Source organism: Catenuloplanes niger (assembly GCF_031458255.1).
Taxonomy (GTDB): Bacteria; Actinomycetota; Actinomycetes; order Mycobacteriales; family Micromonosporaceae; genus Catenuloplanes; species Catenuloplanes niger.
This window is the reverse complement of the sequence record NZ_JAVDYC010000001.1, coordinates 7,395,620-7,420,750: the sequence shown is the minus strand read 5'-3', so window position 1 is coordinate 7,420,750 and position 25,131 is coordinate 7,395,620. Positions and strand designations below refer to the sequence as shown.

General features: G+C 75.0%; 18 protein-coding genes, 1 pseudogene and 1 riboswitch. Of the genes and pseudogenes, 7 read left to right on the top strand and 12 right to left on the bottom strand.

The window, feature by feature from the left end; translation table 11 throughout:
* Nucleotides 1–6: 6 nt before the first annotated feature.
* The gene (locus J2S44_RS32415; RefSeq protein ID WP_310421598.1) at nucleotides 7–840 is read left to right on the top strand and encodes an alpha/beta hydrolase; all 834 of its coding nucleotides are present in this window, start codon (nucleotides 7–9) and stop codon (nucleotides 838–840) included.
* On the opposite strand, the gene J2S44_RS32410 is transcribed toward J2S44_RS32415, so the two are convergent.
* Nucleotides 829–1,884, bottom strand: coding sequence for a serine hydrolase domain-containing protein (locus tag J2S44_RS32410; RefSeq protein WP_310421594.1), 1,056 nt, complete (start codon nucleotides 1,882–1,884; stop codon nucleotides 829–831). The genes J2S44_RS32415 and J2S44_RS32410 overlap by 12 nt on opposite strands.
* Before the next feature lie 96 nt (nucleotides 1,885–1,980).
* On the opposite strand from J2S44_RS32410, the pseudogene J2S44_RS32405 reads away from it, so the two are divergent.
* Nucleotides 1,981–2,301: pseudogene (locus tag J2S44_RS32405) on the top strand (DUF6232 family protein); the annotation flags it as partial.
* Between the two features lie 6 nt (nucleotides 2,302–2,307).
* On the opposite strand, the gene J2S44_RS32400 reads toward J2S44_RS32405, so the two are convergent.
* Nucleotides 2,308–3,447, bottom strand: a complete 1,140-nt coding sequence (locus J2S44_RS32400) for a cobalt-precorrin-5B (C(1))-methyltransferase (RefSeq protein WP_310421591.1) — start codon at nucleotides 3,445–3,447, stop codon at nucleotides 2,308–2,310.
* A 70-nt stretch (nucleotides 3,448–3,517) separates the two neighbouring features.
* Here J2S44_RS32400 and J2S44_RS32395 point away from each other — a divergent pair, with 70 nt between their 5' ends.
* The gene (locus J2S44_RS32395; protein ID WP_310421588.1) at nucleotides 3,518–4,291 is read left to right on the top strand and encodes a cobalt-precorrin-6A reductase; all 774 of its coding nucleotides are present in this window, start codon (nucleotides 3,518–3,520) and stop codon (nucleotides 4,289–4,291) included.
* Here the strand turns inward: J2S44_RS32395 and J2S44_RS32390 are convergent.
* The 3 genes from J2S44_RS32390 to J2S44_RS32380 are packed head-to-tail and all read right to left on the bottom strand — an operon-like array spanning nucleotide 4,263 to nucleotide 8,304.
* The gene (locus J2S44_RS32390) at nucleotides 4,263–5,759 is read right to left on the bottom strand and encodes a precorrin-2 C(20)-methyltransferase (RefSeq protein WP_310421585.1); all 1,497 of its coding nucleotides are present in this window, start codon (nucleotides 5,757–5,759) and stop codon (nucleotides 4,263–4,265) included. The genes J2S44_RS32395 and J2S44_RS32390 overlap by 29 nt on opposite strands.
* Nucleotides 5,759–6,391, bottom strand: coding sequence for a precorrin-8X methylmutase (locus J2S44_RS32385; RefSeq protein WP_310421582.1), 633 nt, complete (start codon nucleotides 6,389–6,391; stop codon nucleotides 5,759–5,761). Before J2S44_RS32385 ends, J2S44_RS32390 begins: the two co-directional genes overlap by 1 nt.
* Complete coding sequence (locus J2S44_RS32380) at nucleotides 6,388–8,304, bottom strand: ferredoxin-like domain-containing protein (RefSeq protein WP_310421580.1); 1,917 nt, start codon at nucleotides 8,302–8,304, stop codon at nucleotides 6,388–6,390. The genes J2S44_RS32385 and J2S44_RS32380 overlap by 4 nt, the downstream gene beginning before the upstream one ends.
* 649 nt (nucleotides 8,305–8,953) lie before the next feature.
* Nucleotides 8,954–9,080, top strand: a riboswitch (cobalamin riboswitch).
* 56 nt (nucleotides 9,081–9,136) lie between these two features.
* Between J2S44_RS32380 and cobN the strand changes: the two genes are divergently transcribed.
* Complete coding sequence (cobN, locus tag J2S44_RS32375; RefSeq protein ID WP_310421577.1) at nucleotides 9,137–12,739, top strand: cobaltochelatase subunit CobN; 3,603 nt, start codon at nucleotides 9,137–9,139, stop codon at nucleotides 12,737–12,739.
* A gap of 16 nt (nucleotides 12,740–12,755) precedes the next feature.
* Here cobN and J2S44_RS32370 read toward each other — a convergent pair whose 3' ends face one another.
* Nucleotides 12,756–13,295 carry a DUF6886 family protein gene (locus tag J2S44_RS32370; protein ID WP_310421575.1) on the bottom strand — a complete coding sequence of 180 codons (540 nt, stop codon included), beginning with the start codon at nucleotides 13,293–13,295 and terminating at the stop codon, nucleotides 12,756–12,758.
* Nucleotides 13,296–13,454: 159 nt separating this feature from the next.
* On the opposite strand from J2S44_RS32370, the gene J2S44_RS32365 reads away from it, so the two are divergent.
* Nucleotides 13,455–17,195, top strand: coding sequence for a LamG-like jellyroll fold domain-containing protein (locus J2S44_RS32365; protein ID WP_310430035.1), 3,741 nt, complete (start codon nucleotides 13,455–13,457; stop codon nucleotides 17,193–17,195).
* Between the two features lie 82 nt (nucleotides 17,196–17,277).
* On the opposite strand, the gene J2S44_RS32360 is transcribed toward J2S44_RS32365, so the two are convergent.
* From J2S44_RS32360 to J2S44_RS32345, 4 genes are all read right to left on the bottom strand, one after another.
* Nucleotides 17,278–18,249 carry an NAD(P)-dependent alcohol dehydrogenase gene (locus tag J2S44_RS32360; RefSeq protein ID WP_310421573.1) on the bottom strand — a complete coding sequence of 324 codons (972 nt, stop codon included), beginning with the start codon at nucleotides 18,247–18,249 and terminating at the stop codon, nucleotides 17,278–17,280.
* 5 nt (nucleotides 18,250–18,254) lie between these two features.
* The gene (locus tag J2S44_RS32355; RefSeq protein WP_374727926.1) at nucleotides 18,255–18,488 is read right to left on the bottom strand and encodes a helix-turn-helix transcriptional regulator; all 234 of its coding nucleotides are present in this window, start codon (nucleotides 18,486–18,488) and stop codon (nucleotides 18,255–18,257) included.
* A complete protein-coding gene (locus tag J2S44_RS32350) occupies nucleotides 18,482–18,895 on the bottom strand; it encodes a hypothetical protein (RefSeq protein WP_310421572.1) in 414 nt (137 codons plus the stop codon). Before J2S44_RS32350 ends, J2S44_RS32355 begins: the two co-directional genes overlap by 7 nt.
* Nucleotides 18,896–18,969: 74 nt before the next feature.
* The gene (locus J2S44_RS32345; RefSeq protein ID WP_310421570.1) at nucleotides 18,970–19,866 is read right to left on the bottom strand and encodes a LysR family transcriptional regulator; all 897 of its coding nucleotides are present in this window, start codon (nucleotides 19,864–19,866) and stop codon (nucleotides 18,970–18,972) included.
* A 70-nt stretch (nucleotides 19,867–19,936) separates the two neighbouring features.
* Here J2S44_RS32345 and J2S44_RS32340 point away from each other — a divergent pair, with 70 nt between their 5' ends.
* Nucleotides 19,937–20,860: a DMT family transporter gene (locus J2S44_RS32340; protein WP_310421568.1), complete on the top strand. Its 924-nt coding sequence runs from the start codon at nucleotides 19,937–19,939 to the stop codon at nucleotides 20,858–20,860.
* Nucleotides 20,861–21,074: 214 nt separating this feature from the next.
* Here J2S44_RS32340 and J2S44_RS32335 read toward each other — a convergent pair whose 3' ends face one another.
* Nucleotides 21,075–23,375, bottom strand: a complete 2,301-nt coding sequence (locus J2S44_RS32335) for a PAS domain S-box protein (protein WP_310421566.1) — start codon at nucleotides 23,373–23,375, stop codon at nucleotides 21,075–21,077.
* Entirely contained in the window at nucleotides 23,372–24,571 is a 1,200-nt protein-coding gene (locus J2S44_RS32330; RefSeq protein WP_310421564.1) for a GAF domain-containing sensor histidine kinase, read from the bottom strand. The genes J2S44_RS32335 and J2S44_RS32330 overlap by 4 nt, the downstream gene beginning before the upstream one ends.
* A gap of 72 nt (nucleotides 24,572–24,643) precedes the next feature.
* Between J2S44_RS32330 and J2S44_RS32325 the strand changes: the two genes are divergently transcribed.
* A complete protein-coding gene (locus tag J2S44_RS32325; protein ID WP_310421562.1) occupies nucleotides 24,644–25,129 on the top strand; it encodes an NUDIX domain-containing protein in 486 nt (161 codons plus the stop codon).
* Nucleotides 25,130–25,131: the final 2 nt, after the last annotated feature.

Sequence of the window (25,131 nt, the reverse complement as noted above, 5' to 3'; positions counted from 1 at the left end):
GGAGACGTGCATCCACAGGCCGCCGCCGCGCTGCGACTGCAACGCCGCGCCCCGCTGACGATCGACAACCTTCCGGCGGTACGGGAGAGCATGCGCGCCGCCACGCGTGACGAGGTCGGCCCGGGGCCGTCGGTGCCGGTCGCGGACGTGCCGGGTGGCCGCCGCTACGGCGCGGACGGCCCGGCGGTCATCGTCTACGCGCACGGCGGCGGCTGGGCGCTCGGCGATCTGGACACGCACGACGGGCTGTGCCGCACGCTGGCCGCCGCGACCGGCTGCCCGGTGCTGTCCGTCGACTACCGGCGCCCGCCGGAGCACCCCTACCCGGCGCCGCTGGACGACGTGTCCCGGGCCGTCGCCGGGGTGCGCGCGGAGGGCCGCCGGATCGTGCTGGCCGGCGACTCCGCCGGTGGCCACCTCGCGGCCGCGGCCGCGCGACGGGAGCGCGACGCGGGCCGCCCGGTCGCGGCGCAGGTGCTGATCTGCCCGGTGATCTCGCCGGCGACGGACTATCCGCCGCTCGACGAGTTCGGGCTGCACCGCGACGAGATGCGCTTCTTCTGGGACGTGTACGCGCCGGTCCGTACCCACGAGGATCTTGATCTGTTCGCCGCCGACCTGCGGAAACTGCCGCCGGCGATCGTCATCTCCGCCGGGCTGGACATCCTCGGCCCGGAGGCGGAGCGGTACGCGGAGGCACTGCTCGAGGCGGGGGTGCCGACGACCGCGGTGCGCTACGCGGGCCTGCCGCACAACTTCGTCCGCAAGCTCGCGGTGTTCGACGCGGCGCGCGCCGCGATCGCGCAGATCGCGGCGCTGCTGCCGCCGCTAGTCCAGTGACTCCCACGCGGCCAGCGCCAGCAGCAGGCCGCGCATGTCGGTGACCTCGCCGGACATCCGGTTCATCGCGTAGGCCAGGACCGCGCGGCTGTCCAGGTCGACCGCGACGAACGCGCCGCCGGACCCGCCCCAGCACATGGTGCGCGGACGCGGCAGGAACGTCTCGCCGAGCGCGAACCCGAGACCCCAGCGGATCGGCATGCCGAGCACCAGGTCCGTACCGGCGGAGTGTTCCCGCAGGGCCTGGACCGTCAGGTGCTCCCGGGCCGGGTCGGTCAGCGTGGACAGCGCCAGCGCGACCGACCGGGCGTTGCCGTGCCCGCCACCGGCCGGGATCTCCGCGGCCCGCCAGGCGCGCGTGGCGGTGACCTCCGGCGGGATCGGCGGGTTGTGCGCCGCGTTGCGCTGGATCTCGGTCAGGTCGCCGCCGCTGAACGGCGGCGTCTCCGGCGGCACCAGTTCGGCGACGCGCGCGTCCTCGCCCGCCGGCAGTCCGATGTGGAAGTCGGCCGGGACGCGCTGGGCGAGGACCGCGCCGACGGTGTCACCGGTGATCCGCCGGACGACCTCGCCGAGCAGGTATCCCTGGGTGACCGCGTGGTACCCGGGCGCGGTGCCGGGCGCCCAGAACGGCTCCTGCGCGGCGAGCAGCGACGTGCACTTCTCCCAGTCGTAGAGGTCCTCGGTGGCGAGCGGTTCCCGCCATCCGGACAGGCCGGACGAGTGGCTGAGCACGTGCGCGAGCGTGACGTCCCGTTTCCCGGCCGCCGCGAACTCGGGCCAGAACCGGGAGATCCGCTCCTCCGGCGCGATCCGGTGCTCGTCCGCGACGAGCAGCGTGATGAGCGCCGTGACGGTCTTCGTGACGGACCAGACGTTGACGATCGTGTCGCGCTCCCACGGGCGGGTGCGCGCCCGGTCCGCGTGGCCGCCCCACAGGTCCAGCACGACCTCGCCGTGCCGCACCACGCAGAACGACGCACCGACCTCGTCACCGCCGGTCAGGCCGGCCTCGAACATCTCGCGCGCCTTCTCGAACCCCATGCCGGGAGTATTCGCGCCCCGCCGCCGCGCGAGCCACCGGTTTTCCGGCTCGTGTCGAGGCGGTAACGTCGCGCAAAACCGGATTGAAGGATCCCGATGATCGTCTTCTTCGACGACCCCGGTGACGGGGTGCGCGTCACGGCCGACACGATCACCACCGGCGGGCGTTCCTGGCCGCTCGCCGAGCTGCGCACGCCACGCACCACCCGGCCGCCGCTGCCCCGCGCGCTTCCCCGGCTGGTGTCGCTCGGGCTGCTGACCGCGTTCGCCGTACCGGTCGCCTGGATCGCCGCCGGTGGCCGGGTGGCCGGCCCGCTGCTGTGCGCCGCGGTGCTGCTGCTGGCCGCCGCGCTGCTGGTCGCCCGCCGGCCGCGGGCCTGGGAGCTGTGGGCCGACCACCGCGGCTCCGCCGTCAGGATCTTCTCAACCACCGACGCCGGGCGGTACGGCCGGGTCACGCGCGCCCTGATCCGCGCCGGGGACTGGCGGGTCCTGGCCGACCACGGTCCCGGCCCGGTCGATGACGATCACGTCGACCTCGACCGGCGCCCCGCGCAGGACGCCGATCGCGGTACGCCGCGCCCCGGCCGCGATCAGGTCACCTAGCGGGAAACCGTGCCGCCGGCTCTGCTGCAGCGCGTCCAGCGCGGTGTTCGCGCGCTCGATCCCGGCCGCCAGCTCCGCCGGGCCGTGGTGCGCACGGACCAGCGCGGCGAGCGCGGGCAGATTCACCTGGCTGCGGCCGCTGTGCAGGTCGAGATGGCCGTCGGCCAGTTTGGACAGTTTGCCGACGCCGCCCGCGATGGTCAGCCTCGGCACCGGGTGCCGCCGCAGGTACTTGAGCACCGCGCCGGCGAAGTCGCCCATGTCCAGCAGCGCGTCCTCCGGCAGGTGGTGGATCCGGGCCGCGACCCGCTCGGACGTGCTGCCGGTGCAGCCCGCCACGTGCGTCCGGCCGGCCGCGCGCGCCACGTCCACACCGCGCCGGATGCTGTCGATCCAGGCCGCGCAGGAGTACGGCACGACGATCCCGGTCGTGCCCAGGATCGACAGGCCGCCGAGGATGCCGAGCCGCGGGTTCCAGGTCCTCCGGGCCAGCTCGGCGCCGTGCTCGACGGAGATCTCGATCTCCACGTCGCCGGGGTCGCCGTACCGGGCGGCCAGCTCCGCGACCGCGGCGGTCATCATCGCGCGCGGCACCGGGTTGATCGCGGGCTCGCCGACCGCCAGCGGCAGCCCCGGTTTCGTGACCGTGCCGACGCCCTCGCCCGCCCGGAACGTCACGCCGCTGCCGGGCCGCGCGCGGCGCACCGTCGCCTGCACCAGCGCGCCGTGCGTGACGTCCGGGTCGTCGCCCGCGTCCTTGACCACGCCGGCCCGGGCGAGGTCGCCCGCCAGCTCCTCGCGGGCCAGCGCGAACGCGGGTTGCTGGCCCTTGGGCAGCGTGATCGTGACCGGGTCCGGGAACTCGCCGGTGAGCAGCGCCTGGTAGGCCGCGGTGGTCGCGGCGGTGGCACACGCACCCGTGGTCCAGCCGTAGCGCAGCTTCGCCGGAGATGTCACGGTCCTCAGCATGCCTGGTGACGCGCACCGCGGTCCGGTCGGGTCCACCACACATGATCAAATCAACGGCATGCGCGTGCTCATCCTCGGCGGCACCGCCGAGGCCCGGACGCTGGCCACCCTGCTGGCCGCGCGGCCCGGCCTGTCCGTGATCAGCTCGCTGGCCGGCCGCACCAGCGCACCGCTGCTGCCACCGGGCGAGGTGCGGATCGGCGGGTTCGGCGGCCCGGCCGGGCTGGCCGGGTGGCTGCGCGCGTCCCGGGTGGACGCGGTCGTCGACGCGACCCATCCGTTCGCGGCCGTGATGAGCGCGTCGGCGGCCCGGGCCTGCGACGACGTGGGCGTGCCGCTGCTGGTGCTGCGGCGGCCCGGCTGGACCGAGCGGGACGGTGACGACTGGCGGCGGGTCCCGTCGATCGCGGCGGCCGCGGCCGTGCTGCCCGGCACCGGGCGCCGGGCGCTGCTCACCACGGGCCGGCAGACGCTGGCCGCCTTCGCCGGCCTGGACGAGGTGTGGTTCCTGGTCCGGGCCGTCGAGCCACCGGAGCCACCGGTCCCGGCGCGGATGACGCTGCTGCTGGAGCGCGGCCCGTTCACGATCGAGGGCGAGGAGGCGCTGCTCCGCGCGCACCGGATCGACGTCGTCGTCACCAAGGACAGCGGAAGCCCCGCGGTCGCGGCCAAGCTGGACGCGGCCCGGCTCCGCCGCCTCCCGGTGGTGATGGTCGACCGGCCACCGGTGTCCCCGGGCGTGCCGTCGGTGGCCACCGCGCGGGACGCGGTGGCCTGGGTGACGGGCCTGCCCGGGGCCGGGGTCAGTCCGTCGGGTAGCGGCGGGGCGTGAAGACCGTCCCGTTCACGTACCGGGTCTGCGACGAGCCGATGATCAGCAGCGTGCGCATGTCGACCGCGTCCGGGTCCAGGTCGGCGAGGCGGACCACGCTGATCCGCTCCCCCGGGCCGCCCACGTCCCGGCCCAGCACCACCGGCGTGTCCGGCGACCGGTGCTCCAGCAGCAGATCCCGGGCCTTCTCCACCTGCCACGTGCGGGACTTCGACGCGGGGTTGTAGACGGCGATCACCAGGTCCGCCCGCGCCGCCGCGGACAGCCTTTCCTCGATCACGTCCCACGGCTTGAGGCGGTCGGACAGCGAGATGGTCGCGTAGTCGTGGCCGAGCGGCGCACCCACCCGGCTCGCCACCGCCTGCGCCGCGGTCAGGCCGGGCAGCACGGTGACCGGGACGGACGCGTACGGCTCGGTCGCGGCGACCTCGAGGACCGCGCTGGCCATCGCGAAGACGCCGGGGTCGCCGGACGACACCACGGCCACCCGCCGGCCCCGGGACGCGAGCGTCAGCGCGAACTCGGCGCGCTCCGACTCCACCCGGTTGTCGCTGGGGTGGCGGACCTGCCGCGGGTTGCCGGGAATCCGGTCCAGGTACGGTCCGTAGCCGACCAGATCGGTGGCGGCGCTCAACGCCTCCTGCGCCTGCGGCGTCAGCCACTCCCGGCCGGCCGGCCCGAGCCCGACCACGGTCACCCCGCCGGCGGCCGGTTCCTCCGCCGCCGCGGCCAGCGCCGCCGCGGTCGTCGCGTGCACGCGACTGGGCAGCAGCGCGACCGAGAAGTACGGCACCGTCGACGGGTCCACGGACGCGAGCGGCGCGATCCGCTGCTGCGGGGTGCTCGCGCGCTCGACGTACCAGGCGTCGTCGAGGCGGCCGGCGGTCTCCAGCGCCTCCCGGACCGCGCCGAACGTCCGGCCCAGCTTCATGATCGCAACGGAGTCGGCGGACGCGAGCCGGGCGGCCAGGTCCGCGGGCGGCAGCGTGCCGGGCAGCACGGTCAGCGTCTCCTCCGCCTCGACCAGCGGGCGGCCCAGCTCCGCGGCCGCGCCCGCGATGGAGGTGACGCCGGGGACGACCTCCGTGGCGTACCGGGTGGAGAGGCGTTTGTGCATGTGCATGTAGGAGCCGTAGAAGAACGGGTCGCCCTCGCAGAGCACCACCACGTCCCGCCCCGCGTCGAGGTGGGCCGCGAGCCGGGCGGCCGCGTCCGCGTAGAAGTCCTCCAGCGCGCCGCGGTAGCCGCCCGGATGGTTCGTCGTCTCGGTGGTCACCGGGTAGACCAGCGCCTCCTCGATCTGGCCGTCCCGCCGGTACGGTGCGGCGATCCCGCGCGCGATGCTGCGCCCGTGCCGGGCACTGTGGAAGGCGATCACGTCGGCCGCCCCGATCAGGCGCGCGGCCTTGACGGTCACCAACTCCGGATCGCCCGGTCCGAGCCCGACACCGTAGAGCCGGCCGCTCATTACTCCTCCTCGCTGGCGATGGCGTTGAGCGCCGCCGCGGTCATCGCGCTGCCGCCGCGGCGGCCGTGCACCACCAGAAACTCACAACCCGCCGGGTGTACGGCGAGCGCCTCCTTCGACTCGGCCGCGCCGATGAAGCCGACCGGGATGCCGATGATCGCGGCCGGCCGGGGCGCGCCCGCGTCCAGCATCTCCAACAGCCGGAACAGCGCGGTCGGCGCGTTGCCGATCGCGACCACGGCACCGTCGAGCCGGTCCCGCCACAGTTCCAGCGCGGCCGCGGACCGCGTGGTGTCCAGCTCCTTCGCCAGCGCCGGTACGCGCGGGTCGCGCAGCGTGCAGATCACCTCGTTGTCCGCGGGCAGCCGCGTCCGGGTGACGCCGGCCGCGACCATGTTCGCGTCGCAGAGGATCGGCGCGCCCGTGCGCAGCGCTCCGGCGGCCCGGACCACCACGTCCCGGGAGTACCCGATGTCGTCCACCAGGTCCGTCATCCCGCAGGAGTGGATCATCCGGACCGCGACGCGCGCGACGTCGGCCGGCAGCCCGTCCAGCCGCGCCTCGGCCCGGATCGTGGCGAACGAGCGGCGATAGATCTCCGCACCGTCCCGGACATAGTCATAATCGGTCACGCGCCGGTCTCCTGTGCGGTGTTCGTGCTGCTGGTACGGGCGGCCGCGACAGCCTCCGCGAGCCGGCCCGGATCGATGAGCGCCACCGCGGGCGGGCGGCCGGGCGCGTCGACGCGGTAGCCGCCCGGCTCCGCCAGGACCCGCACGTGCGGCGTGGCGGGATGCCCGCAACCGCGCTCACAGCCGACCCAGTGAACCGGCAGCGGCCGCGGCGCGGCGGGCAGCGCACCCGGCTCCACCGACGGCAGGTCCGATGTGGCCGGTGCACTGGGCGACAGATCCGCCGCGGACGCGGACACGCCCCCGGCGGCCCGCGGCCGATTCGGCGCGGCGGCAGGCGTCTCCGCGGCGACGCGCGGCAGGCTTGGCGTGCCCGCAGGCATGTCCGCGACGGCCCGCGGCGAGCTCGGCGTGGCCGCAGGCATCTCCGCGGCGTCGCGCAGCGGGTACGGCGTGGCCGCGGGCATGTCCGCGGCGGCCCGCGGCGAGTTCGGCGTGGCCGCAGGCGTCTCCGCGGTGGCTTGCGGCGGGTTCGGTGCTGCCGGGCGCGGGCTCAGCGTGACCGCGGTGGCGTCCGCGCGCACGTCGGCGCGGGACTTGGCGCAGCCGGGGCGGCCGGCGCAGGCGGTGATGCCGTACCAGGGCGACTGCCTGTCGACGCCGAGGCCGGCGGCGGCCAGGACGGCCAGGCCGGAGTCGTCCGGCAGGCCGGGGATGACGACGCCGCGCCACGGCGTGCAGCGCAGTTCGCCCGCGCCCCGGTCCGCGACGTCGGCGAGCAGGTCGAGCTGGGTGGCGGAGATCCGGCCGAGCGGGACGAGCACCGCCAGCGCGGTGGCGCCGCGTCGGGTGCGCACGCCGACGGGCGGGTCGGGTGGCGACCAGGCGGGGGTGACCGGCGCGGCGGTGGCGCCGAGGCGAGCGGCGACGCGGTCCGCTCCCTGATCAATCTCGGACATTCGCCAGCCCGCAGATCCCTGCGCCGCCCGCTCCGCGACGAACGCCTCCGCCGCCGCGACCATGACCCCGGCCGCCCGCACCGCAGCTTCCGGACCGATCCCGGCGGCCGCCGCGCCCCGCGCGGAGCCGGCCGTATCGCGGCCGGCGCCCGGCACGTCGTGCACGGAGGCCGCCGCGCCGTGCACGGGAGCCGCCGCGCCGTGCACGGGAGCCGCCGCGGCGTGCACGGGAGCCGCCGCGGCGTGCACGGGAGCCGCCGCGGCGTGCGCGGAGGCCGCTGCGCTACGCGTGGAACCCGCGGCAGCGTGCGCGGGAGCCGCGTGGGCAGCGGTCGGCGTGTCGGGGTGGTGGGTGGGGACGCGGATTCCGTAGTCGCGGCCGTCGAGGAGCAGCGCGAGATCGGTGGTGCCGGTGGCGGCGAGGCAGAGGTCGGCACCGAGGGCGGCGGTGTCGCCGCGGCCGTCGTCGAGGGCGAAGAGGAAGCGGCCGGAGAGCGTGGCCAGCGTGGGGGCGGCGAGGAGGGCGGCGTCGAGCGCGTCGATCAGCGGACGCACGTCGATCAGGGTGGCGTCGTCGAGGCCGCTGAGCGGCGAGGCGACGATGTTGCGGGCGCGCTCGTGGGTGGCGGAGGGCAGCAGGCCGGCGTCGGCCAGCCGGACGCCGAGCTCGGCCTCGGCGCCGGGCGGGAGCGCGCGGAGCTGGAGATTGCCGCGTGAGGTCTGGTCGAGGTGGCCGTCGCCGAGGTCGCGGGCGGCGCGCGCCAGCACCCGGGCCTGGTCCGCGGTGAGCACGCCGCCGGGGATCCGCACCCTGGCCAGGCCACCGTCCGCGGCCGCGTGGACCTGCAGCGCGGTCGGGCAGGCGTCCGGGCCGGTACGCACCACGCCGCCGGGCACCGCGGCCGGCGCCGCCGGTGGCACGGTCCGGTGATCGGAAGCGGGAAGCGGGGACATGCGGCGGATACTACGGGTTGTCGCGGAGGCCGTTTCACCTTCGGCCGCCACAGCCCGACGTGCGTCACAACCGCATACACCGCACGCCGCCGATCCACACCGCTGCCGTAGGCGCGCGAACCGGCGGGATACAGGCGGAAATGCCGGGCGCCGAGCGCCCACACTCGAATTCCGCACGCCGGACGGCGCGATCGGGCGTCTCACACCCGATATTTCGGTATCCGGCCGTCTCGGCTCCCGCGGCGGCACGCACCCTGATTCGCGGAAGGCCGACCGGAGGCAAGGGCAGCATCACCACGCGGCCCTGGCGGCCCTGGCGGCCCTGGCGGCCCTCGCGGCCCTCGCGGCCCTCGCGGCCCTGGCGGCCCTCGCGGCGGGCCGCGGTGTCGTCGCGCGACGCCGGGCAGGCGCCCGCCGGGTGAACGCCCCGCCCGGCGGATGTCGCCCCGTCCGCCTCGCGAGACCCTGACGTCGGGAGCTCGGTGACGCGACGCCTTCGGCGCGGAGTGCCCGATGGGGACGGGTGCGGCCACCGTCGCGCGGCTCCGCGGCCCGGTGCCGAGGGCGAGCAAGATCACTGAGGGTGGCTTGACGGGTGGGTGGCGGGGTCGGGAGAGTGGGAGGGCTGCACAAGCGCGCGGCGACGGTGGAGGAAGTCCGGTGTGAGTCCGGCGCGGTCCCGCCACTGTCACCGGGGAGCGGACCCCAGCGAGACCACTGCCGAACCGTTCGGCGGGAAGGTTGGGGCGAGCATCGATCCGGGAGCCAGGAGACTCCGGTCGCCGCGACAACCGTCACGATCTGGGGCGCGGACCCCAGGGAGGAGCCCGCGGTGGCCCGCGTCCTGTTGCTGTCGACGTCCGACACCGACCTGCTCAGTGCCCGTGCCAGTGGCGCGGACTTCCGGCTGGCGAACCCGGCCCGGACCGCCGTGGAAGATCTTGACGGTCTGCTCGACGGCACGGAGCTGGTGGTGGTCCGGATCCTGGGCGGCTACCGGGCGTGGGAGGACGGGCTGGACGCGCTGCGGGCGCAGGCCCGCCCGGTCGTGGTGCTGGGTGGCGAGCAGGCGCCGGACGCGGAGCTGATGCGGCGGTCGACGGTCCCGCCGAACCTGGCGGCCGAGGCGCACATGTACCTGGCGCACGGCGGCCCGGCGAACCTGGCGGAGCTGCACCACTTCCTCAGCGACACGATCCTGCTGACCGGGCACGGGTTCGCGGCGCCGCAGCCGGCCCCGGCCTGGGGGCGCCTGGAGCGCCCGGCGACGGCGAACGAGAACGCGCCGAAGATCGCGATCCTGTACTACCGGGCGCACCACATGGCCGGGAACACCGGGTTCGTGCACGCGCTGGCGGACGCGGTCGAGGAGGCCGGCGGCGAGGCCCTGCCGATCTTCTGCGCGTCGCTGCGCAACCCCGGCGACGACCTGCTGGAGGCGCTGGGCCGGGCGGACGCGCTGATCGTGACCGTGCTGGCCGCGGGTGGTGCCGGCGGCGTGGTGCCGGCGGCCGCGCAGGCCGGCGGCGAGGACGACGCCTGGGACGTGGGCGCGCTGGCCGCGCTGGACGTGCCGATCCTGCAGGGGCTGTGCCTGACCAGCGACCGGGCCACCTGGGACGGCAACGACGACGGGCTGTCGCCGCTGGACGCGGCCACCCAGGTCGCGGTGCCGGAGTTCGACGGGCGGATCATCACGGTGCCGTTCTCGTTCAAGGAGACCGACGCCGACGGGCTGACCGTCTACGTGGCGGATCCGGAGCGGGCGCGGCGGGTCGCGGGCATCGCGTTCGGGCACGCGCGGCTGCGGCACGTCCCGCCGGCCGAGCGGCGGATCGTGCTGATGCTGTCGGCGTACCCGACCAAGCACTCCCGGATCGGCAACGCGGTCGGCCTGGACACCCCCGCGTCCGCCGTGCGGCTGCTGCGGGCGATGACCGAGCGCGGGTACGACGTGGGCGACTTCCCCGGCGTCGCGGCACAGGACGGCGACGCGCTGATGCACGCGCTGATCGCGGCCGGCGGCCAGGACCCGAACTGGCTGACCGAGGAGCAGCTGGAGGGCAACCCGGTGCGGATCCCGGCCGCGGAGTACCGCGCCTGGTTCGCCACGCTGCCCGAGGAGCTGCGTCAGGTCACCGAGCAGCACTGGGGTCCGGCGCCGGGTGAGCTCTACGTCGACCGCTCGCAGGACCCGGACGGCGAGATCGTGCTGGCCGCGCTGCGCGGCACCAACGTCGTGGTGATGGTGCAGCCGCCGCGCGGGTTCGGCGAGAACCCGGTCGCCATCTACCACGACCCGGACCTGCCGGCGAGCCACCACTACCTGGCGGCCTACCGCTGGCTGGCGGCGAACTTCGGCGCGCACGCGGTCGTGCACATCGGCAAGCACGGCAACCTGGAGTGGCTGCCCGGCAAGACCGTCGGCCTGTCCGCCGCGTGCGGGCCGGACGCGGCGCTCGGCAACCTGCCGCTGATCTACCCGTTCCTGGTCAACGACCCCGGGGAGGGTACGCAGGCGAAGCGCCGTGCGCACGCCACGCTCGTCGACCACCTGGTGCCGCCGATGGCGCGCGCGGAGTCGTACGGTGACATGGCCCGGCTGGAGCAGCTGCTGGACGAGCACGCGAACATCGCGGCGCTGGACCCGGCGAAGCTGCCCGCGATCCGCGCGCAGATCTGGACGCTGCTGCAGGCCGCGAAGCTCGACCACGACCTGGGCATCACGGACCGGCCGCACGACGCGGAGTTCGACGACTTCCTGCTGCACGTGGACGGCTGGCTGTGCGAGGTCAAGGACGTGCAGATCCGTGACGGGCTGCACGTGCTCGGCGAGCCGCCGCGCGACGAGGCCCGGGTGAACCTGGTCCTGGCGATGCTGCGGGCCCGCCAGATGTGGGGCGGCCAGGTCGCGGCGCTGCCCGGGCTGCGCGAGGCGCTCGGCCTGGCCGAGGACGGGTCGGCGCCGAAGTCCGACGTGGACGCGGTCGAAGCGGTCGCGAAGCGCCTGGTCGAGGAGATGGAAGCCGCAGGGTGGGATCCCGCCGCCGCTCGGAGCGTGGTGTCGCGCGCGGCCGTGCGTACCCCCGAACTGGTTGAAAAGATCTTGACTTTCGCCGCGACGGAGATCGTGCCGCGGCTGGACCGCACCACGGACGAGATGGCGCACCTGCTGCACGCGCTGGACGGCGGCTACGTGCCGGCCGGGCCGAGCGGGTCGCCGCTGCGCGGCCTGATCAACGTGCTGCCGACCGGGCGGAACTTCTACTCGGTGGACCCGAAGGCGATCCCGAGCCGGCTGGCCTGGGAGACCGGGCAGGCGATGGCCGACTCGCTGGTCGACCGCTACCGCGCGGACACCGGCGAGTGGCCGCGGTCGGTGGGGCTGTCGGTGTGGGGCACGGCCGCGATGCGCACGGCCGGTGACGACGTGGCGGAGATCCTGGCGCTGCTCGGCGTGCGGCCGACCTGGGACGAGGCGTCGCGGCGGGTGAACGGGCTCGCGGTGATCCCACTGGCCGAGCTGGGCCGCCCCCGGGTGGACGTGACGATCCGGATCAGCGGGTTCTTCCGGGACGCGTTCCCGCACGTGGTGGCGTTGCTCGACGACGCGGTGCAGCTGGTGGCCGGCCTCGACGAGCCGCACGACCGCAACTTCGTCCGGGCGCACGTCGCCGCGGATCTCGAGGCGCACGGTGACGAGCGCCGGGCCACGCTGCGCGTGTTCGGGTCGAAGCCGGGAGCGTACGGTGCCGGCATCCTGCCGTTGATCGACAGCCGGAACTGGCGCGGCGACGCGGACCTGGCCGAGGTGTACGCGGTGTGGGGCGGCTACGCCTACGGCCGCGGGCTGGACGGGATGGCCGCGCGGGCCGACATGGAGACCGTCTACCGGCGCATGTCGATCGCGGCGAAGAACGTGGACACCCGCGAGCACGACATCGCGGACTCGGACGACTACTTCCAGTACCACGGCGGCATGATCGCCACGGTGCGCGCGCTGACCGGGACCGCGCCGCGCGCGTACATCGGGGACAGCACCCAGCCCTCGGCGGTACGCACGCGCGCGCTCTCCGAGGAGACCGCGCGCGTGTTCCGGGCCCGGGTGGTCAACCCGCGCTGGATCGCGGCGATGCGCCGGCACGGCTACAAGGGCGCGTTCGAGCTGGCCGCGACCGTGGACTACCTGTTCGGCTACGACGCGACCGCGGGCGTGGTCGCGGACTGGATGTACGACACGCTCGCCCAGACCTACGTGCTGGACGACGAGAACCGGAAGTTCTTCGAGCAGTCGAACCCGTGGGCGCTGCACGGCATCGCGGAACGGCTGCTGGAGGCCGCGGACCGGGGCATGTGGGAGCACCCGGACGCGGCCACGCTGGACGGGCTGCGCGAGGCGTACCTGCGCACGGAGGGCGACCTCGAGGACCGCTGAGCCCGCGCGCGGAACGTCAGTCCACCCGGGGCCGGGCGTTGCGCAGCCGGATGCCGCTGAAGCCGAGGGACGAGGTGACGACCGCGTCCCAGAACGGCCACAGCGCGGGCAGCACCCGCAGCTGGATGCCGGCCTCGTCGTGCAGCGCGAGCAGGTCGCCGACCGGCTCCGGCGGGCCGAGCGGCGTGACCGGCTCACGGGCGGCGTGCGCGTGCGGCTCGGGGTCACCGATCGGGGTGAACCGGTCCGCCGGGAGGCGGTACGCGTACAGCCGGACCGTGCGCATCGCCGCCAGCCAGCCGTACTCGATCGCGTGGACCCGGGTGCCGCCGCCCGGGCCGAGGATCCGGTCACGGTCACCGTCCGCGGTGCCGGGCGTCAGCCAGGCCATCGCGCGCGGACACTGGCGGGGGAACCAGTAGTCCGGCGCACGATCGTGGTCGACGGCCCAGACCAGCGGCTCGGCCCGGGTGCTGGTCGCGGCGACGTGCGGTACGAAACGGGTGATGCCCGGGTCCTCGGAGAAGTGCAGGACCTGGCCTGGTGCGGGACGCATCCCCCGATTCAATCGCGAGCGCTTTTCCGCCGGTCGCGGGGCCGTTGCCGGAGCGCGGGGTGTCGCGTTTGCTTCGTCGTCAGGCGTTCGGATCGTCAGGCGTTCGGACCGCCCGGCGTTCGGGAGCCGTTGCGGAAGGCGGAGCAGCACGTGGACGTGATGAGCGGTCCGGGGATCGACACCCCCGCCGGATACACCGGCACCCATCGGATCGGCTCCGGCGGCGGCGCCACCGTCTACCGGGCGTGGGACGAACGCGGTGCGCGCTGGGTCGCGCTGAAACTCTTCCACCGGTACGTGCGGAACCAAGCGGCCGTGCTCGCGTTCCAGGACGCGTGCGGCGCGATCGGGCGGCTCGGCGGGCATCCGGCGATCGCGGCCGTGCACGCGGTCGGCGTCACCCCCACCGGGCGCCCCTGGCAGGCGATGCGGCTCGCCGAGGGCGGCACGCTCGGCGAGGCGCTGCTGCGCACCGGCCCGGTCGACCAGGCGTGGGTGCTGGCCGCCGGGGTGCGGCTGGCGGACGCGCTCGCCTACGCCCACGCGCTCGGCGTGCCGCACGGCGCGGTACGGCTGTCCAACGTGCTCCTCGACCTCGACGGCAGCCCGATGCTCTCCGACTTCAGCGTCGGCGCCGCGCACGCGTCGCGCACCGAGGACGTCTCCGCGCTCGGCCAGGTGCTGTTCGCGCTGCTCACCGGCGGAGTGCCGCAGCCCGGTTTCGGGGTGCGGGCCGGGCTGTCGACCGCCGGCGTGCAGGCCGTACCCGGCCTGGCCGACGTGCTCGGCGCGGTGCTGGGCGTGCCGTCGGCGATCGAGGCCGGCTCGGCACGGGAGTTCAGCGCCCGGCTGCGCGAGGTGCAGGCCGCGGCCGGCTACCCGGTCTCCGCACCGGACCCCTGGCAGGACCCGCCGACGGTGGTCCCGGGGGCACGGCGCAACCCTCCGGAGACGTCCCCGTCCGCACCGCCGGGCACGCCGTCCGGCACGTCCGGGGGTTCGCCGGCGGGCGCGTCGCCCGGTTCACCGGCGGGCGCGGCGACCGGTATGTCGTCCGGTTCGCCGGGTGGCACGTCGTCCGGTTCGCCGGGCGGCACGTCGTCCGGTTCGCCGGGCGGCACGTCGTCCGGTTCGCCGGGCGGCACGTCGTCCGGTTCGCCGGGCGGCACGTCGGGAGACGTGTCGGCGGGTTCGCCGGTAGGCGGTGACGGTGGGGTGCGGTCGGCGGCGGTTTCGCCGGCCTCCAAGGCGGGACGTGGGTCGGCATTCGGCATCGGCCGGCAGCGTCGCCGGTGGGGTTCGGCCGCGATTCCCGATGCCGCTTCCGGCACCCCTGCGGATTCCGGCGACACGACCCCGGCACAGACCGACTCCGCCGGTACGGGCGGAGCACGCCCGGATCCGGATCGGCCCGAAGGCGAGGCGGTATCACCCGGCGCCTCGGGGACGAGGGCCGGTGCCGGTGCGCAGGACGCCACGTCGATGTCCGGTCCCGTGGCCGGCACGGCGTCGTCCACGGCGACCACCGGCGACGGTGCGACGGGCACGGCTGCGGGCGCGGGCAGCACGAACGGGAGCAGCACGAACGCGGCGGTCGCAGGCAGCGCGGCCGGCGGCGGCGCGGCCGGCGGCGGCGCGGCCGGCGGCAGCGCGGCCGGCGGCAGCGCGGCCGGCGGCAGCGCGGACATGGGCTACACGGTCGCAGGCAGCACGAACACGGCGGTCGCAGGCAGCGCGGCTGGCGACGGCAGCACGGCTGGCGGCACGGACATGAGCGGCACGGTCGCGGACAGCACAAACGTCGGTGGCGCGGACGTGGACAGCACAAACGTCGCGGGCTCGGGTGCGGACAGCACAAACGTCGCGGGCGCGGGCGCGGACAGCACAGACATCGGGGGCATGGGCGTCGGGGGCACGATCGCGGGTCGCGGCGGCGTCGCGGCGACCGCCGGCACCGGCACCGTCGGCTCCGTGAACGGCGGCGCCGCCGGTGGCGGCCGTGCTCGGGGCGGCGTGGACGCCACCCGCGCCGGTACGGCCGGCGTCGCGGCAGACCGCTACCCCAGGATCGACGCCACGCGCGCCGGCGATGCCGGCACCACGGTCGACGACGGCGTGGCCGGCGCGCGTGCGCAAGACTTCGGCACCGGCGACGCGGAGGCGACCAGACCGGATACCGGCTACACCGGCCTGAGCGGCACGGGCGAGAACCGCGCACGTGCGTCGCGCGCGGGCGGGGCGGACACCGGCAACGCACCCGCGAGCGGCGCACGCGGGACCGGCATGGGCGCGGCAAGCCCGAGCGGAGCACAGACGACCAGCGCGGGAAACGCAGGCACGAGTGACGCGGGCGCAGGCAGCGACGCGGGCGCAGGCAGCGACGCGGCCAACGCGGGTAGCACGGGCAAAGCGGGCAGCGTAGGCAAGGCGGACAGTTCGGGCGCTAGCGGCGCCCGCGCATCTAGCGCAGACAGTCCAGATGCGAGCGGCGCAGGCGCACGTGGTGGATACGCGACCGATTCGGGTGACACAGGCAGAAGCCGCACAGCGACAGCCGATGCGCTTGTGGACAACGCAAGCGACACCCGCACGAGCCGCGCAGACGCAAACAGCACGAGTGCGAGCGGCACGGGCGCGGGCAGCACGGGTGGCACGGCGGGCGAGGACCGCAGGGTGGGCGGTTCGTCTTCGGGGGGTGGCTCGTTCGAGGACGCGCCGGCATCCGGTGGGACGGGCGGAGGCCTTCTCTCGGCCGGCGACTCCGCTGGTCCCGGCGGGACACCGGCCGACGGCCCCGCGGACGCGCCGGCGGATCACGCGTCGACATTCTCGCCGACCGGCAAGGCCGCGCTGACCGACGAGGCTGCGCCGACTGACAAGAGTGCGTCGACCGACGAGGCTGCGCCGACCGGCAAGACCGCGTCGACCGACGAGGTTGCGCCGACCGGTAGGGCCGCCTCGGCCGGCAAGGTGGAGCCGAGCGGCAAGGTGGAGCCGACCGGGCTGGAGCTGATGCATCGCCGGAACGCGCGACGGCGGCGGATCACGGTCGCCGCGCTGGCCACCGGTGCGTTGATGATCGGGGTTGCCGCCGTGCCGGCCACCCGGTCGCTGCTCGCCGACAACCTGGAGCCGGCCGCACCGCCGACTCCGGCCGCGCCGGCGTCCGGGGCGTCCGGGGCCTCGGGGGCGGGTGGGCCGGTGGCCGCTCCGCCGCGCCCGGCCCGGATGACGCCGCCGGACGGTGTGACCGACGGTCTGGCGCTGTGGTGGCCGGCCGACGTCGGGGTCGGCCGTACGCTGGTGGACGGCTCCGGTGGCGGGAACGCGGCGCTGCTCTCGCCGATCACCGGATGGGCGCCGACCGGGCACGACGGGTCCGGGCACGCGATGCAGCTGTCCGCGTCCACGTCGGACAGTTATGCCGCCTCGGTCCGGCCGGCGGTCCGTACCGATCAGAGTTTCACGGTGATGGCCTGGGCGTTCATCAACGACCGTCGCGGCAATCGGGGCGTTCTGTCCCAGCCGGGGACCACGACCAGCGGGTTCGTCGTGCGGTACGACAGGGAGACGGACACCTGGCGCGCGCTGTTCCCGCGCACCGACTCGCGCGGGCCGGACGTCGACGTCGTCACGTCCACGTCCACGCCGCGGCTGCGCACGTGGACTCATCTGGCGGTGACGTACGACGCCGCGACCGGCCGGGTCACCCTCTACGTCGACGGCACGGCCGAGGACACGGTCAGCCGGCCGGTCCGGTGGAACGCGGCCGGCCCGCTGCTCGCCGGCCGCGCGCTGGTCGACGGCGCCTGGACCGACCGGTTCGGCGGCGCCATCGACGACATCCGCGCCTACGACCGGACGCTCACCCCGGCGGAGATCGCCACGATCGCACGCTGAACCGCCACCGGGGCCGTGACGACGCCGGTCACGACCGGGCCCGTACGTGCCGATATTTCCGGCATGAGGGCTTGATCGACCGTCAGCGGTCCATGGTGATCACGATCTTTCCGGTGGGGTGGCCCGCCGCCAGGTGGGCGATGGCGGCCACGGTGTCGGAGAGCGGGAACGTCCGGTCGATCACGGGCGTGAGGTGGCCCGCCTCGACCAGGCGGTTGATCTCCTCCAGGCCGGCCGCGCGTTCGTGGCCGGCGATCGGGCGCAGGCGCCGGCGGCTGAACAGGCCGGCCAGGGGCGCGCGCAGCTGGCGGGTGAAGCCGCCGAGGAAGCCGGGCGCGTCGTGGCCGCCGCCGGCCAGCAGCACCGTGCCGGCCGGCGTCAGCGCGCGGCGGAGCAGGGGGAACGGGCGGCAACCCGCGGTGTCCAGGATGACGTCGTGCACCGGGCCGTCGCGGTCGATCTCCGCCCGGGTGTAGTCGATGACGCGGTCCGCGCCGAGCGAGTCCATCAGCGGCGCCTTGCCGGGGCCGCAGACCGCGGTGACGTGCGCGCCGCCGGCGACCGCGAGCTGCACCGCGAACGCGCCGATGCCACCGCCCGCACCGATGATCATTATTCGGCGGCCGGTGAGCGGGCCGGCCGCGCGGATCGCGTCGAGCGCGGTCTGGCCGGAGACCGGGATCGCGGCGGCCTCGGTGAACGACAGCCGGGTGGGCTTGTGGGCGAGCCGGGTGACCGGCGCGACCGCGAACTCCGCGAACGAGCCGCGGTCGCTGGTGCCGTAGACCTCGTCGCCGGCCGTGAAGCCGGTGACGCCGGGGCCGGTCGCGACGACGACGCCGGCCAGGTCCCGGCCGCGGACCGGTTGCCGCGGGCGGCGCAGGCCGAAGGCGAGGCGGGCGGCGGGCGGCCGGCCGGTGATCAGGATCCACACGCCGGGGTCGACGGCGGCGGCGCGCACCTCGATCAGCACCTCGCCGCGGCCGGGCGAGGGACGGGGCAGGTCGGCGAGGTGCAGCACGGTGGACGGATCCCCGTACCGTCGATTGATCATGGCTTTCATGCGGGCTCTCCCGGTGACGAAGGGTATTGGAAGACGTCCTCGAGGGGCACGCCGAAGACGTGGGCGATCTGGAAGGCCATCTCCAGCGAGGGCGAGTAGCGGCCCTGCTCGATGGCGATGACGGTCTGGCGGGTGACGCCGATCCGGCGGGCCAGGTCGGCCTGGGTCATCTCGCCGGCGGCGAAGCGGAGCGCGCGGATGCTGTTCGTCACCCGGGTCGGCTTCACCACGGCATGCCCGTGCGGTAGAGGATCACCTTGGTGACGCCGCCGAGCACGGCGGAGAGCACGAAGCACAGGTAGATGACGTTGGCGATCCAGAAGTGGTCCCAGCCGGCGATCGCCATCAGCATGCCGGAGACCGCGCCGATGACCACGAACGACTGTGCGGTGTGGTCGGCGAACCGGCCGATCTCCCGGTCGCGCACGTCGATCTCGCGGGAGCGGCCGCCGGCGAACACCTCGGCGAGCACGCTCGCGGCGATCGCGCCGCCGACGGACACCAGCAGCACGCCACCGTACGGCACGGCGGTGAGCGGTCCGCCGGCCGCGCGCGTCGCGATGACCACGGCATATGCCGCGTAGGCGAGCACCGCGACGACGAGCCTGATCCAGGCCCGTCTTTCCTCCAACGTCATGCCGACCCCCAGTGATGTACAGAATCTTTGACATCACCAAGGTAAAGGAATCCAGACCCCGTGTCTAGAAAGTTTTACATCGGCAGCGCGGCCACGGTCTCCTGGAGGGCACGCAGCAGCGCCGCGGCCAGCGGACGGACCCGCCGGACCGGCGTCGAGACCCCCACGTACCGGACCGGGCCGGGCTGCCGCAGCGGGACCACCGCCAGCCCACCCCGGTCGCCGGCCAGCGCCACCTGCGGGACCAGGCTGACGCCGATGCCGGACCGGACCAGCGCCTGGGCGAAGACGTAGTCGGTGCCGCGACACGCGACGACCGGCGCGAACCCGGCCAGCGCCGCGTGGTGCCCGAGGATGTCCTCCAGCTCGACGCAGCCGAGGATCCACCGCTCGGCCGCCAGCTCGCCGAGCCCGATCTCGTCCCGGTCCGCGAGCGGGTGCCCGGCCGGCAGCACCGCCCACAGCGGGTCGTCCAGCAGCGGCGTCCACGCCAGACCCGGGCGGTCCGGCGGCGGGCCGTCCAGGTGGTACGCGATCGCCAGGTCCGCCACGCCCGCGCTGACCTGCGGCAGGCTCTCCTCGGTGTCGTTCTCCATCACGGTGAACAGCACGTCCGGATGGTCCTCGGAGAATCGGCGCAGCGCGGCGGGGAGCAGCCGCTGACCGCCGCTGGTGAACGTGGCGACCGCGAGGTGCCGGTCGGTGTCGCCGACGAGTTTCCGCACGTCGCGGGTGGCCCGGTCGAGCTCCGCGGTGACCGTGTCCGCGGTCTCGGCCAGGATCCGGCCGGCCTCGGTGAGCCGCACGCCGCGCGTGCTCCGCTCGACCACGGCGGCGCCGACCGCGCGTTCCAGCGCCGCGACGTGCTGGGACACGGCGGACGCGGTCATCCGCAGCGCGACCGCGGCCTGGTTGAAGCTGCCGTGCCGCGCGACCTCCCGCAGCACCCGCAGGCGGTTGATGTCGATCATAAGTATTCCTTAAAACGACCCCAGAAAATTGTTACTACAACTTACAACGGTACGGCGAAAGACTGCTCCCGTGAACAGACGAGCCTGGATTCTCTTCCTCACCGTGTCCCTGCTCTGGGGCATGCCGTACCTGCTGATCAAGGTCGCGATCGAGGACCTGTCGCCGCTGGCCGTGGTCTTCGGCCGGCTCGCCGTCGCGGCGCTGGTGCTGGTCCCACTGGCGGCCGCCCGCGGCACGCTCTCCGCGCTGCGCGGCCGGCTGCCGATCGTGGCCGTCATCGCGCTGGTGCACATCGTCGGGCCGTTCCTGCTCATCACGTACGGCGAGGTGCACATCAGCTCGTCGATGACCGGCCTGCTGATCGCGATCGAGCCGGCCGTGATCGCGCTGCTCATGCTGCGCAGCGAGCCACTGAGCCGGGCCCGGGTGGCCGGCCTCGGCCTGGGCTTCGCCGGCGTCGCGGTGCTGGTCGGCGCGGACCTGTCCGGTGACCGCCTGGGGCTGCTCGGCGCCGCCATGGTGCTGCTGGCCACGCTCGGATACGCGGTCGCCACCATGCTGGTGCAGCGGCGGGCCGCCGACGTGCCACCGGCCGCGCTGACCGCCGGCACCACCACGATCAGCACGCTGGTGCTGCTGCCGTTCGCCGTGTTCGCGCTGCCCACCGCCCCGGTCCGGCCGGTCTCCTGGGCCGCGCTGATCGCGCTCGGCGTGCTCTGCACCGCGATCGCGCTGCTGGCGTTCTACGGCCTGATCGCGGAGGTCGGCGCGGCCCGCGCGGGACTGGTCACCTACGTCAACCCGGTGGTCGCGGTGCTGCTCGGCGTGGCCCTGCTGGGCGAGCCGGTCGGCGCGGGCACGATCGCCGGGTTCGCCCTGATCGCCACCGGCTGCTGGCTCTCCACCCGCGCGCCCCGCCGCGGCGCGGCCCCGCGCCGCGACGAGACCACGGAGACCGTCGCGGCCGTCACGGCGGCCCACGGCGCCGCCTGACCCGGCCGTTCAGGCCCGGCGATCCGGGCGTCCCGCACGTCGAAATCTGACGCGCGACGTGCGGGACGCCCCGATCGCCGGGCCGGCGCGGCACACGGGCACACGGGCACACGGGCACACGGGCCGAGCGAAGCCGGCCGGCGGAGACGAGCGGAACCGGCCGGTCCGGCAGAAACGCCGACGGTCCGGCGGAACGAGCGGAACCGGCTCGCGGTCAGGGCCGGGGTGCGAGGTGGAGGGCGAGGGTGAAGACGCTGCCGGTGGGGTCGTTGTCGCGGTGGGCGACGGAGCCGCCGTTCGCCTCGGCCAGGCTGGCCACGATGTGCAGGCCGAGGCCGTGGCCGGTGGCGGTGACGCCGGCCGCGCGGGTGTAGCGCTCGAAGAGGTGCGCGCGGAGCGCCGCGGGCACCCCGGGCCCGGCGTCGTGCACGCCGATCTCCACCGTCTCGGCCCCCGCCGTAGCCGTGACCCGGGTCGCGCCGCGGCCGTACTTGACGGCGTTGGACAAGAAGTTGACCACGATCTGCTGCAGGTGGGCCGGGTTGGCCAGGACCACGATGCCGGGCGGGCACGAGATCGGCACCGTCAGGTCGGCCGCGCGGACCGCCTCGGCCAGCGCGGCGGCGAGCGGGACCGGCTCGCGGCGGGTCTGCAGGCGGTCGGCGTCGAGGGCGCACATGGCGAGCACGTTGTGGCGGAGTTCGTCGATCCGGCGGGCGCCGTTCAGGATCCGGTCCATCGCGGCCTGCTGCGGGGAGGCCAGCGGCGACTCGGTGAGCACCTCGCCGTACCCGATGATGGTGGCCAGTGGGGTGCCGATGTCGTGCGAGAGCATGCCCATCAGGTCGAGCTTGAGCAGGTTGGCCTGCTCCAGCTGGCGGTTGCGGTCGGTGAGCGCGGCCAGCGCGGCGTCGCGTTCGCGCTGGGCGTGCAGTTGCGCGGTGATGTCCTGGACGACGGCCTGCAGGTGCAGCGGGGTGCCGTCGTGGTCGCGGACCAGGCGCACGGCGGCGCGCACGTCGACCGGGTGGCCGTGCACGTCCAGCAGGCGTTTTACCCGCTCGTAGGAGCCGAGGTCGGCGCCGTTCAGGCCGGCCCGCTTACGGGCGTCCTCCGCGCGGTCCTCCGGGTGGGTGACGTCCGCGATGTGCCGGCCGACCACCTCCGGCGGCGTCAGCCCGAGCATCCCGGCGAACGCGCTGTTCGCGTGCATGATCGTGCCGGTGGGGTCCATGATCAGCTGACCGATCGTGGACTGGTGGAACTGCGTGCGGAACTGTCGCTCGGTGACCTGCAGCGCGCGCTCGGCGTGCCGGCGGTCCGTGATGTCCGCGTTCGTCTCGACGATCTCGGCGGCGCCGTCCGGGCCGGCGCGCATGGTCTGGCGGCTCAGCTCGACCAGCTCGGTGCCGTCCGCGCGCCGGTGGATCAGCTCGCCGTGCCACGCGCCGTGCTCGGTGAGCGCGCGCTCGACCGCGTCCCGCCCGGCCGGGAACTCGGTGGCCAGCAGCCGGTGGATGTTGTGGCCGAGCACCGCGGTCGCGGGCCAGCCGTACGTCTCCTCCGCGCCCCGGTTCCAGGAGCGGATCGTGCCGTCCCGGTCCCGGACGATGATCGCGGCGGGCGCGGCGTCGATCAGCTCGGCCTGCCGGCGCAGCAGGTCCTCGGCCGCCCGCCGTTCGCTGATGTCGCGCAGGAAGCCGTGGAACCGCCCGTCCGTGACCTGCAGCGTCAGCTCGATCGGGAAGCGCCGGCCGGAGCGGTGCAGCGCGGGCAGTTCGAGGCGCCGGCCGGCCAGCGCGGAGGCGCCGGTGGCACGGGCCCGGGCGAGGCCGCCGTCGTGCGCGGCACGGTGCTCCGGCGGGATGATCAGGCCGGTGAGCTCGTGGCCGAGCGCCTCCGCGCGGGTCCAGCCGAACATGTCCTCGGCCGCGTGGTTCCACTCGGCCACGACGCCGTCCGGGTCGATGCTGACGAACCCGTCGTGCGCCACGTCCAGCACGGCCTTGAACGCGGCGGCCGAGCGCGCCGCCTCGCCGGCGGCCCGGTCCAGCGCGATCTCCGACTCGACCGCGGCGGTCAGGTCCTCCAGCACGGCCAGTTCGGTGTCCGTCCAGGCGCGCGGCACCGAGTCGATCGCGCAGAACGCGCCCAGCGTCTCGCCCGCGACCCGGATCGGCATGCCGGCGTACGCGATCACGCCCAGGTCCGGGATGGCCGGGTTGTCGCTGACCCGCGGGTCGGCGCGGGCGTCCGTGACGACCAGCGGCTCGTCGTCCGCGACCACGTGCCGGCAGAACGAGTGGGACAGCGGCGTCTCACCCACGTCCATCCCGGTCCGGCCGGGGAACACCTGGCGGTCCGCGGTGACCAGCGAGACCAGGGTGGTGGGCGCGCCGAGCAGCCGGGACGCGAGCCGGGCCAGGCGGTCCAGGCCGGCCACGTCGCGCCGGTCGGTCAGCCCGGTCGCGGCGACCGCGGCCAGCCGCTCGGGACGGTCGACCCGGTCGGTCACCCGCACGGCAGCCCCCGGGGCAGCGTCACCCGCACGGTGGTTCCCTCGTCCGGCTCGCTCTCGATCGTGATCGTGCCGCGGTGCGCGTCGATGATCGCCTTGACGATGGTCAGGCCGACGCCGGACCCCTGGGCGGCCAGCAGGTCCGAGGTGCGGCTGCGGTGGAACCGGTCGAACAGGTACGGCAGGTCGGCCTGCGGGATGCCGACGCCGGTGTCCATCACGGTCAGCGTCGGCTCGTCGTCGCCGCTGGCCGCGACCGCGATCCGGCCGCCCTCCGGGGTGAACTTGATCGCGTTGAACATCAGGTGGCTGAACGCCTGGGTCAGCCGCTGCGGGTCGCCGGAGATCGGGATCGGTGTGCCGGTGTGCTCGACCACGGTGATGCCCTTGTGGTCGGCCAGCGGCCGGGACGCGGCCACCACCTGGAACGCCAGCTCGGACAGGTCCGCCGAGGTGCTCTCCAGCTTCAGCCCGTCCTCGTGCAGCCGGGCCACCAGCAGCAGGTCGTCGATGAGCCGCAGCAGCCGGTCCGCGTTGCGCTGCATGACCGCGTGGAAGCGCCGGGCCGTGTCCGGGTCCGCGTCGTCGTCCAGCAGCACCTCCAGGTAACCGCGGATCAACGACAGCGGGGTCCGCAGCTCGTGGCTCACGCTGGCCAGGAACGAGTCCTTGAGCCGGTCCAGCTCGCGGAGGCGGTCGGCGGCGTCCAGCACGCGGGCCGCGTACCGGCGCAGCTCCAGGTGGGCGGCGGCGTGCCGGGCCAGCGAGCGCAGCGCGCGGCGCTGGTCGGCGGTCAGCTCGCGCGGCTCGTGGTCCATCACGCACACCGTGCCGATCGCGTGCCCGTCCTGCATCATCAGCGGCGCGCCCGCGTAGAACCGGACGCCCAGCTCGGTGACGAACGGACTGTCCGCGAAGCGTGCGTCGCCCACGGCGTCGCCGACCTCGATCATGGCGCGGCCGGCCACGGCGTAGGAGCACATGGACACGTCGCGGCCGGTCTCCGGCAGGTCCGTGCCGATCCTGGCCTTGAACCACTGCCGGTCCGAGTCGACCAGGCTGACCAGCGCGATCGGCGTGCCGCAGATCTCGGAGGCGAGCACGGCGATGTCGTCGAACTCGGCCTCCGGCGGCGTGTCGAGGATCGCCGTCTCGCGCAGGGCCGCCACCCGCTGCGGTTCGTCGACGGGCACCGGAGCCTTCACAATGACCATGATCCCAGCCGGTACGGCCCGGGACCGGCGTTTCGTGAAAGGCTCGGCGCCATGCACGCGCACTGTTCCTTCTGCGGCGCCGCGTTCGCGCCGGACGCGCCGTGGCCGCGGCGCTGTACCGCCTGCGGCAAGGTCAGCTACCGCAACCCGGCCCCGGTCGCGGTCGCGCTGCAACCGGTCGGGGACGGGCTGCTGGTGGTGCGCCGCGGCATCCCGCCCGCGTACGGCCGGCCGGCGCTGCCCGGCGGCTACATCGACGTGGACGAGAGCTGGCAGGCCGCGGTGGTCCGGGAGTTGCGCGAGGAGACCGGCGTGGTCGCGGACGCGGCCACGGTCACGCTGTTCGACGTGCACAGCGCACCGGACGGCACCGTGCTCATCTTCGGGCTGCTGCCGCCGATCGCCACGCCGCCGCCGGAGTTCGCCAACGACGAGTCGCTCGGCCACCACGTGCTGGACGGCCCGGCCGAGCTCGGCTTCCCGCTGCACACGCGCGTGGCGGACCGGTTCTTCGCGGATACGCGTCCCGCCGGTTAGCC

Coding starts and splice junctions, on each gene's coding strand:
- J2S44_RS32350 (WP_310421572.1), bottom strand. CDS start 18,895: ATGACGTTGGAGGAAAGACGGGCCTGGATCAGGCTCGTCGTCGCGGTG.
- J2S44_RS32380 (WP_310421580.1), bottom strand. CDS start 8,304: ATGTCCCCGCTTCCCGCTTCCGATCACCGGACCGTGCCACCGGCGGCG.
- J2S44_RS32395 (WP_310421588.1), top strand. CDS start 3,518: ATGCGCGTGCTCATCCTCGGCGGCACCGCCGAGGCCCGGACGCTGGCC.
- J2S44_RS32365 (WP_310430035.1), top strand. CDS start 13,455: ATGAGCGGTCCGGGGATCGACACCCCCGCCGGATACACCGGCACCCAT.
- J2S44_RS32325 (WP_310421562.1), top strand. CDS start 24,644: ATGCACGCGCACTGTTCCTTCTGCGGCGCCGCGTTCGCGCCGGACGCG.
- J2S44_RS32370 (WP_310421575.1), bottom strand. CDS start 13,295: ATGCGTCCCGCACCAGGCCAGGTCCTGCACTTCTCCGAGGACCCGGGC.
- J2S44_RS32410 (WP_310421594.1), bottom strand. CDS start 1,884: ATGGGGTTCGAGAAGGCGCGCGAGATGTTCGAGGCCGGCCTGACCGGC.
- J2S44_RS32345 (WP_310421570.1), bottom strand. CDS start 19,866: ATGATCGACATCAACCGCCTGCGGGTGCTGCGGGAGGTCGCGCGGCAC.
- J2S44_RS32360 (WP_310421573.1), bottom strand. CDS start 18,249: ATGATCAATCGACGGTACGGGGATCCGTCCACCGTGCTGCACCTCGCC.
- J2S44_RS32390 (WP_310421585.1), bottom strand. CDS start 5,759: ATGAGCGGCCGGCTCTACGGTGTCGGGCTCGGACCGGGCGATCCGGAG.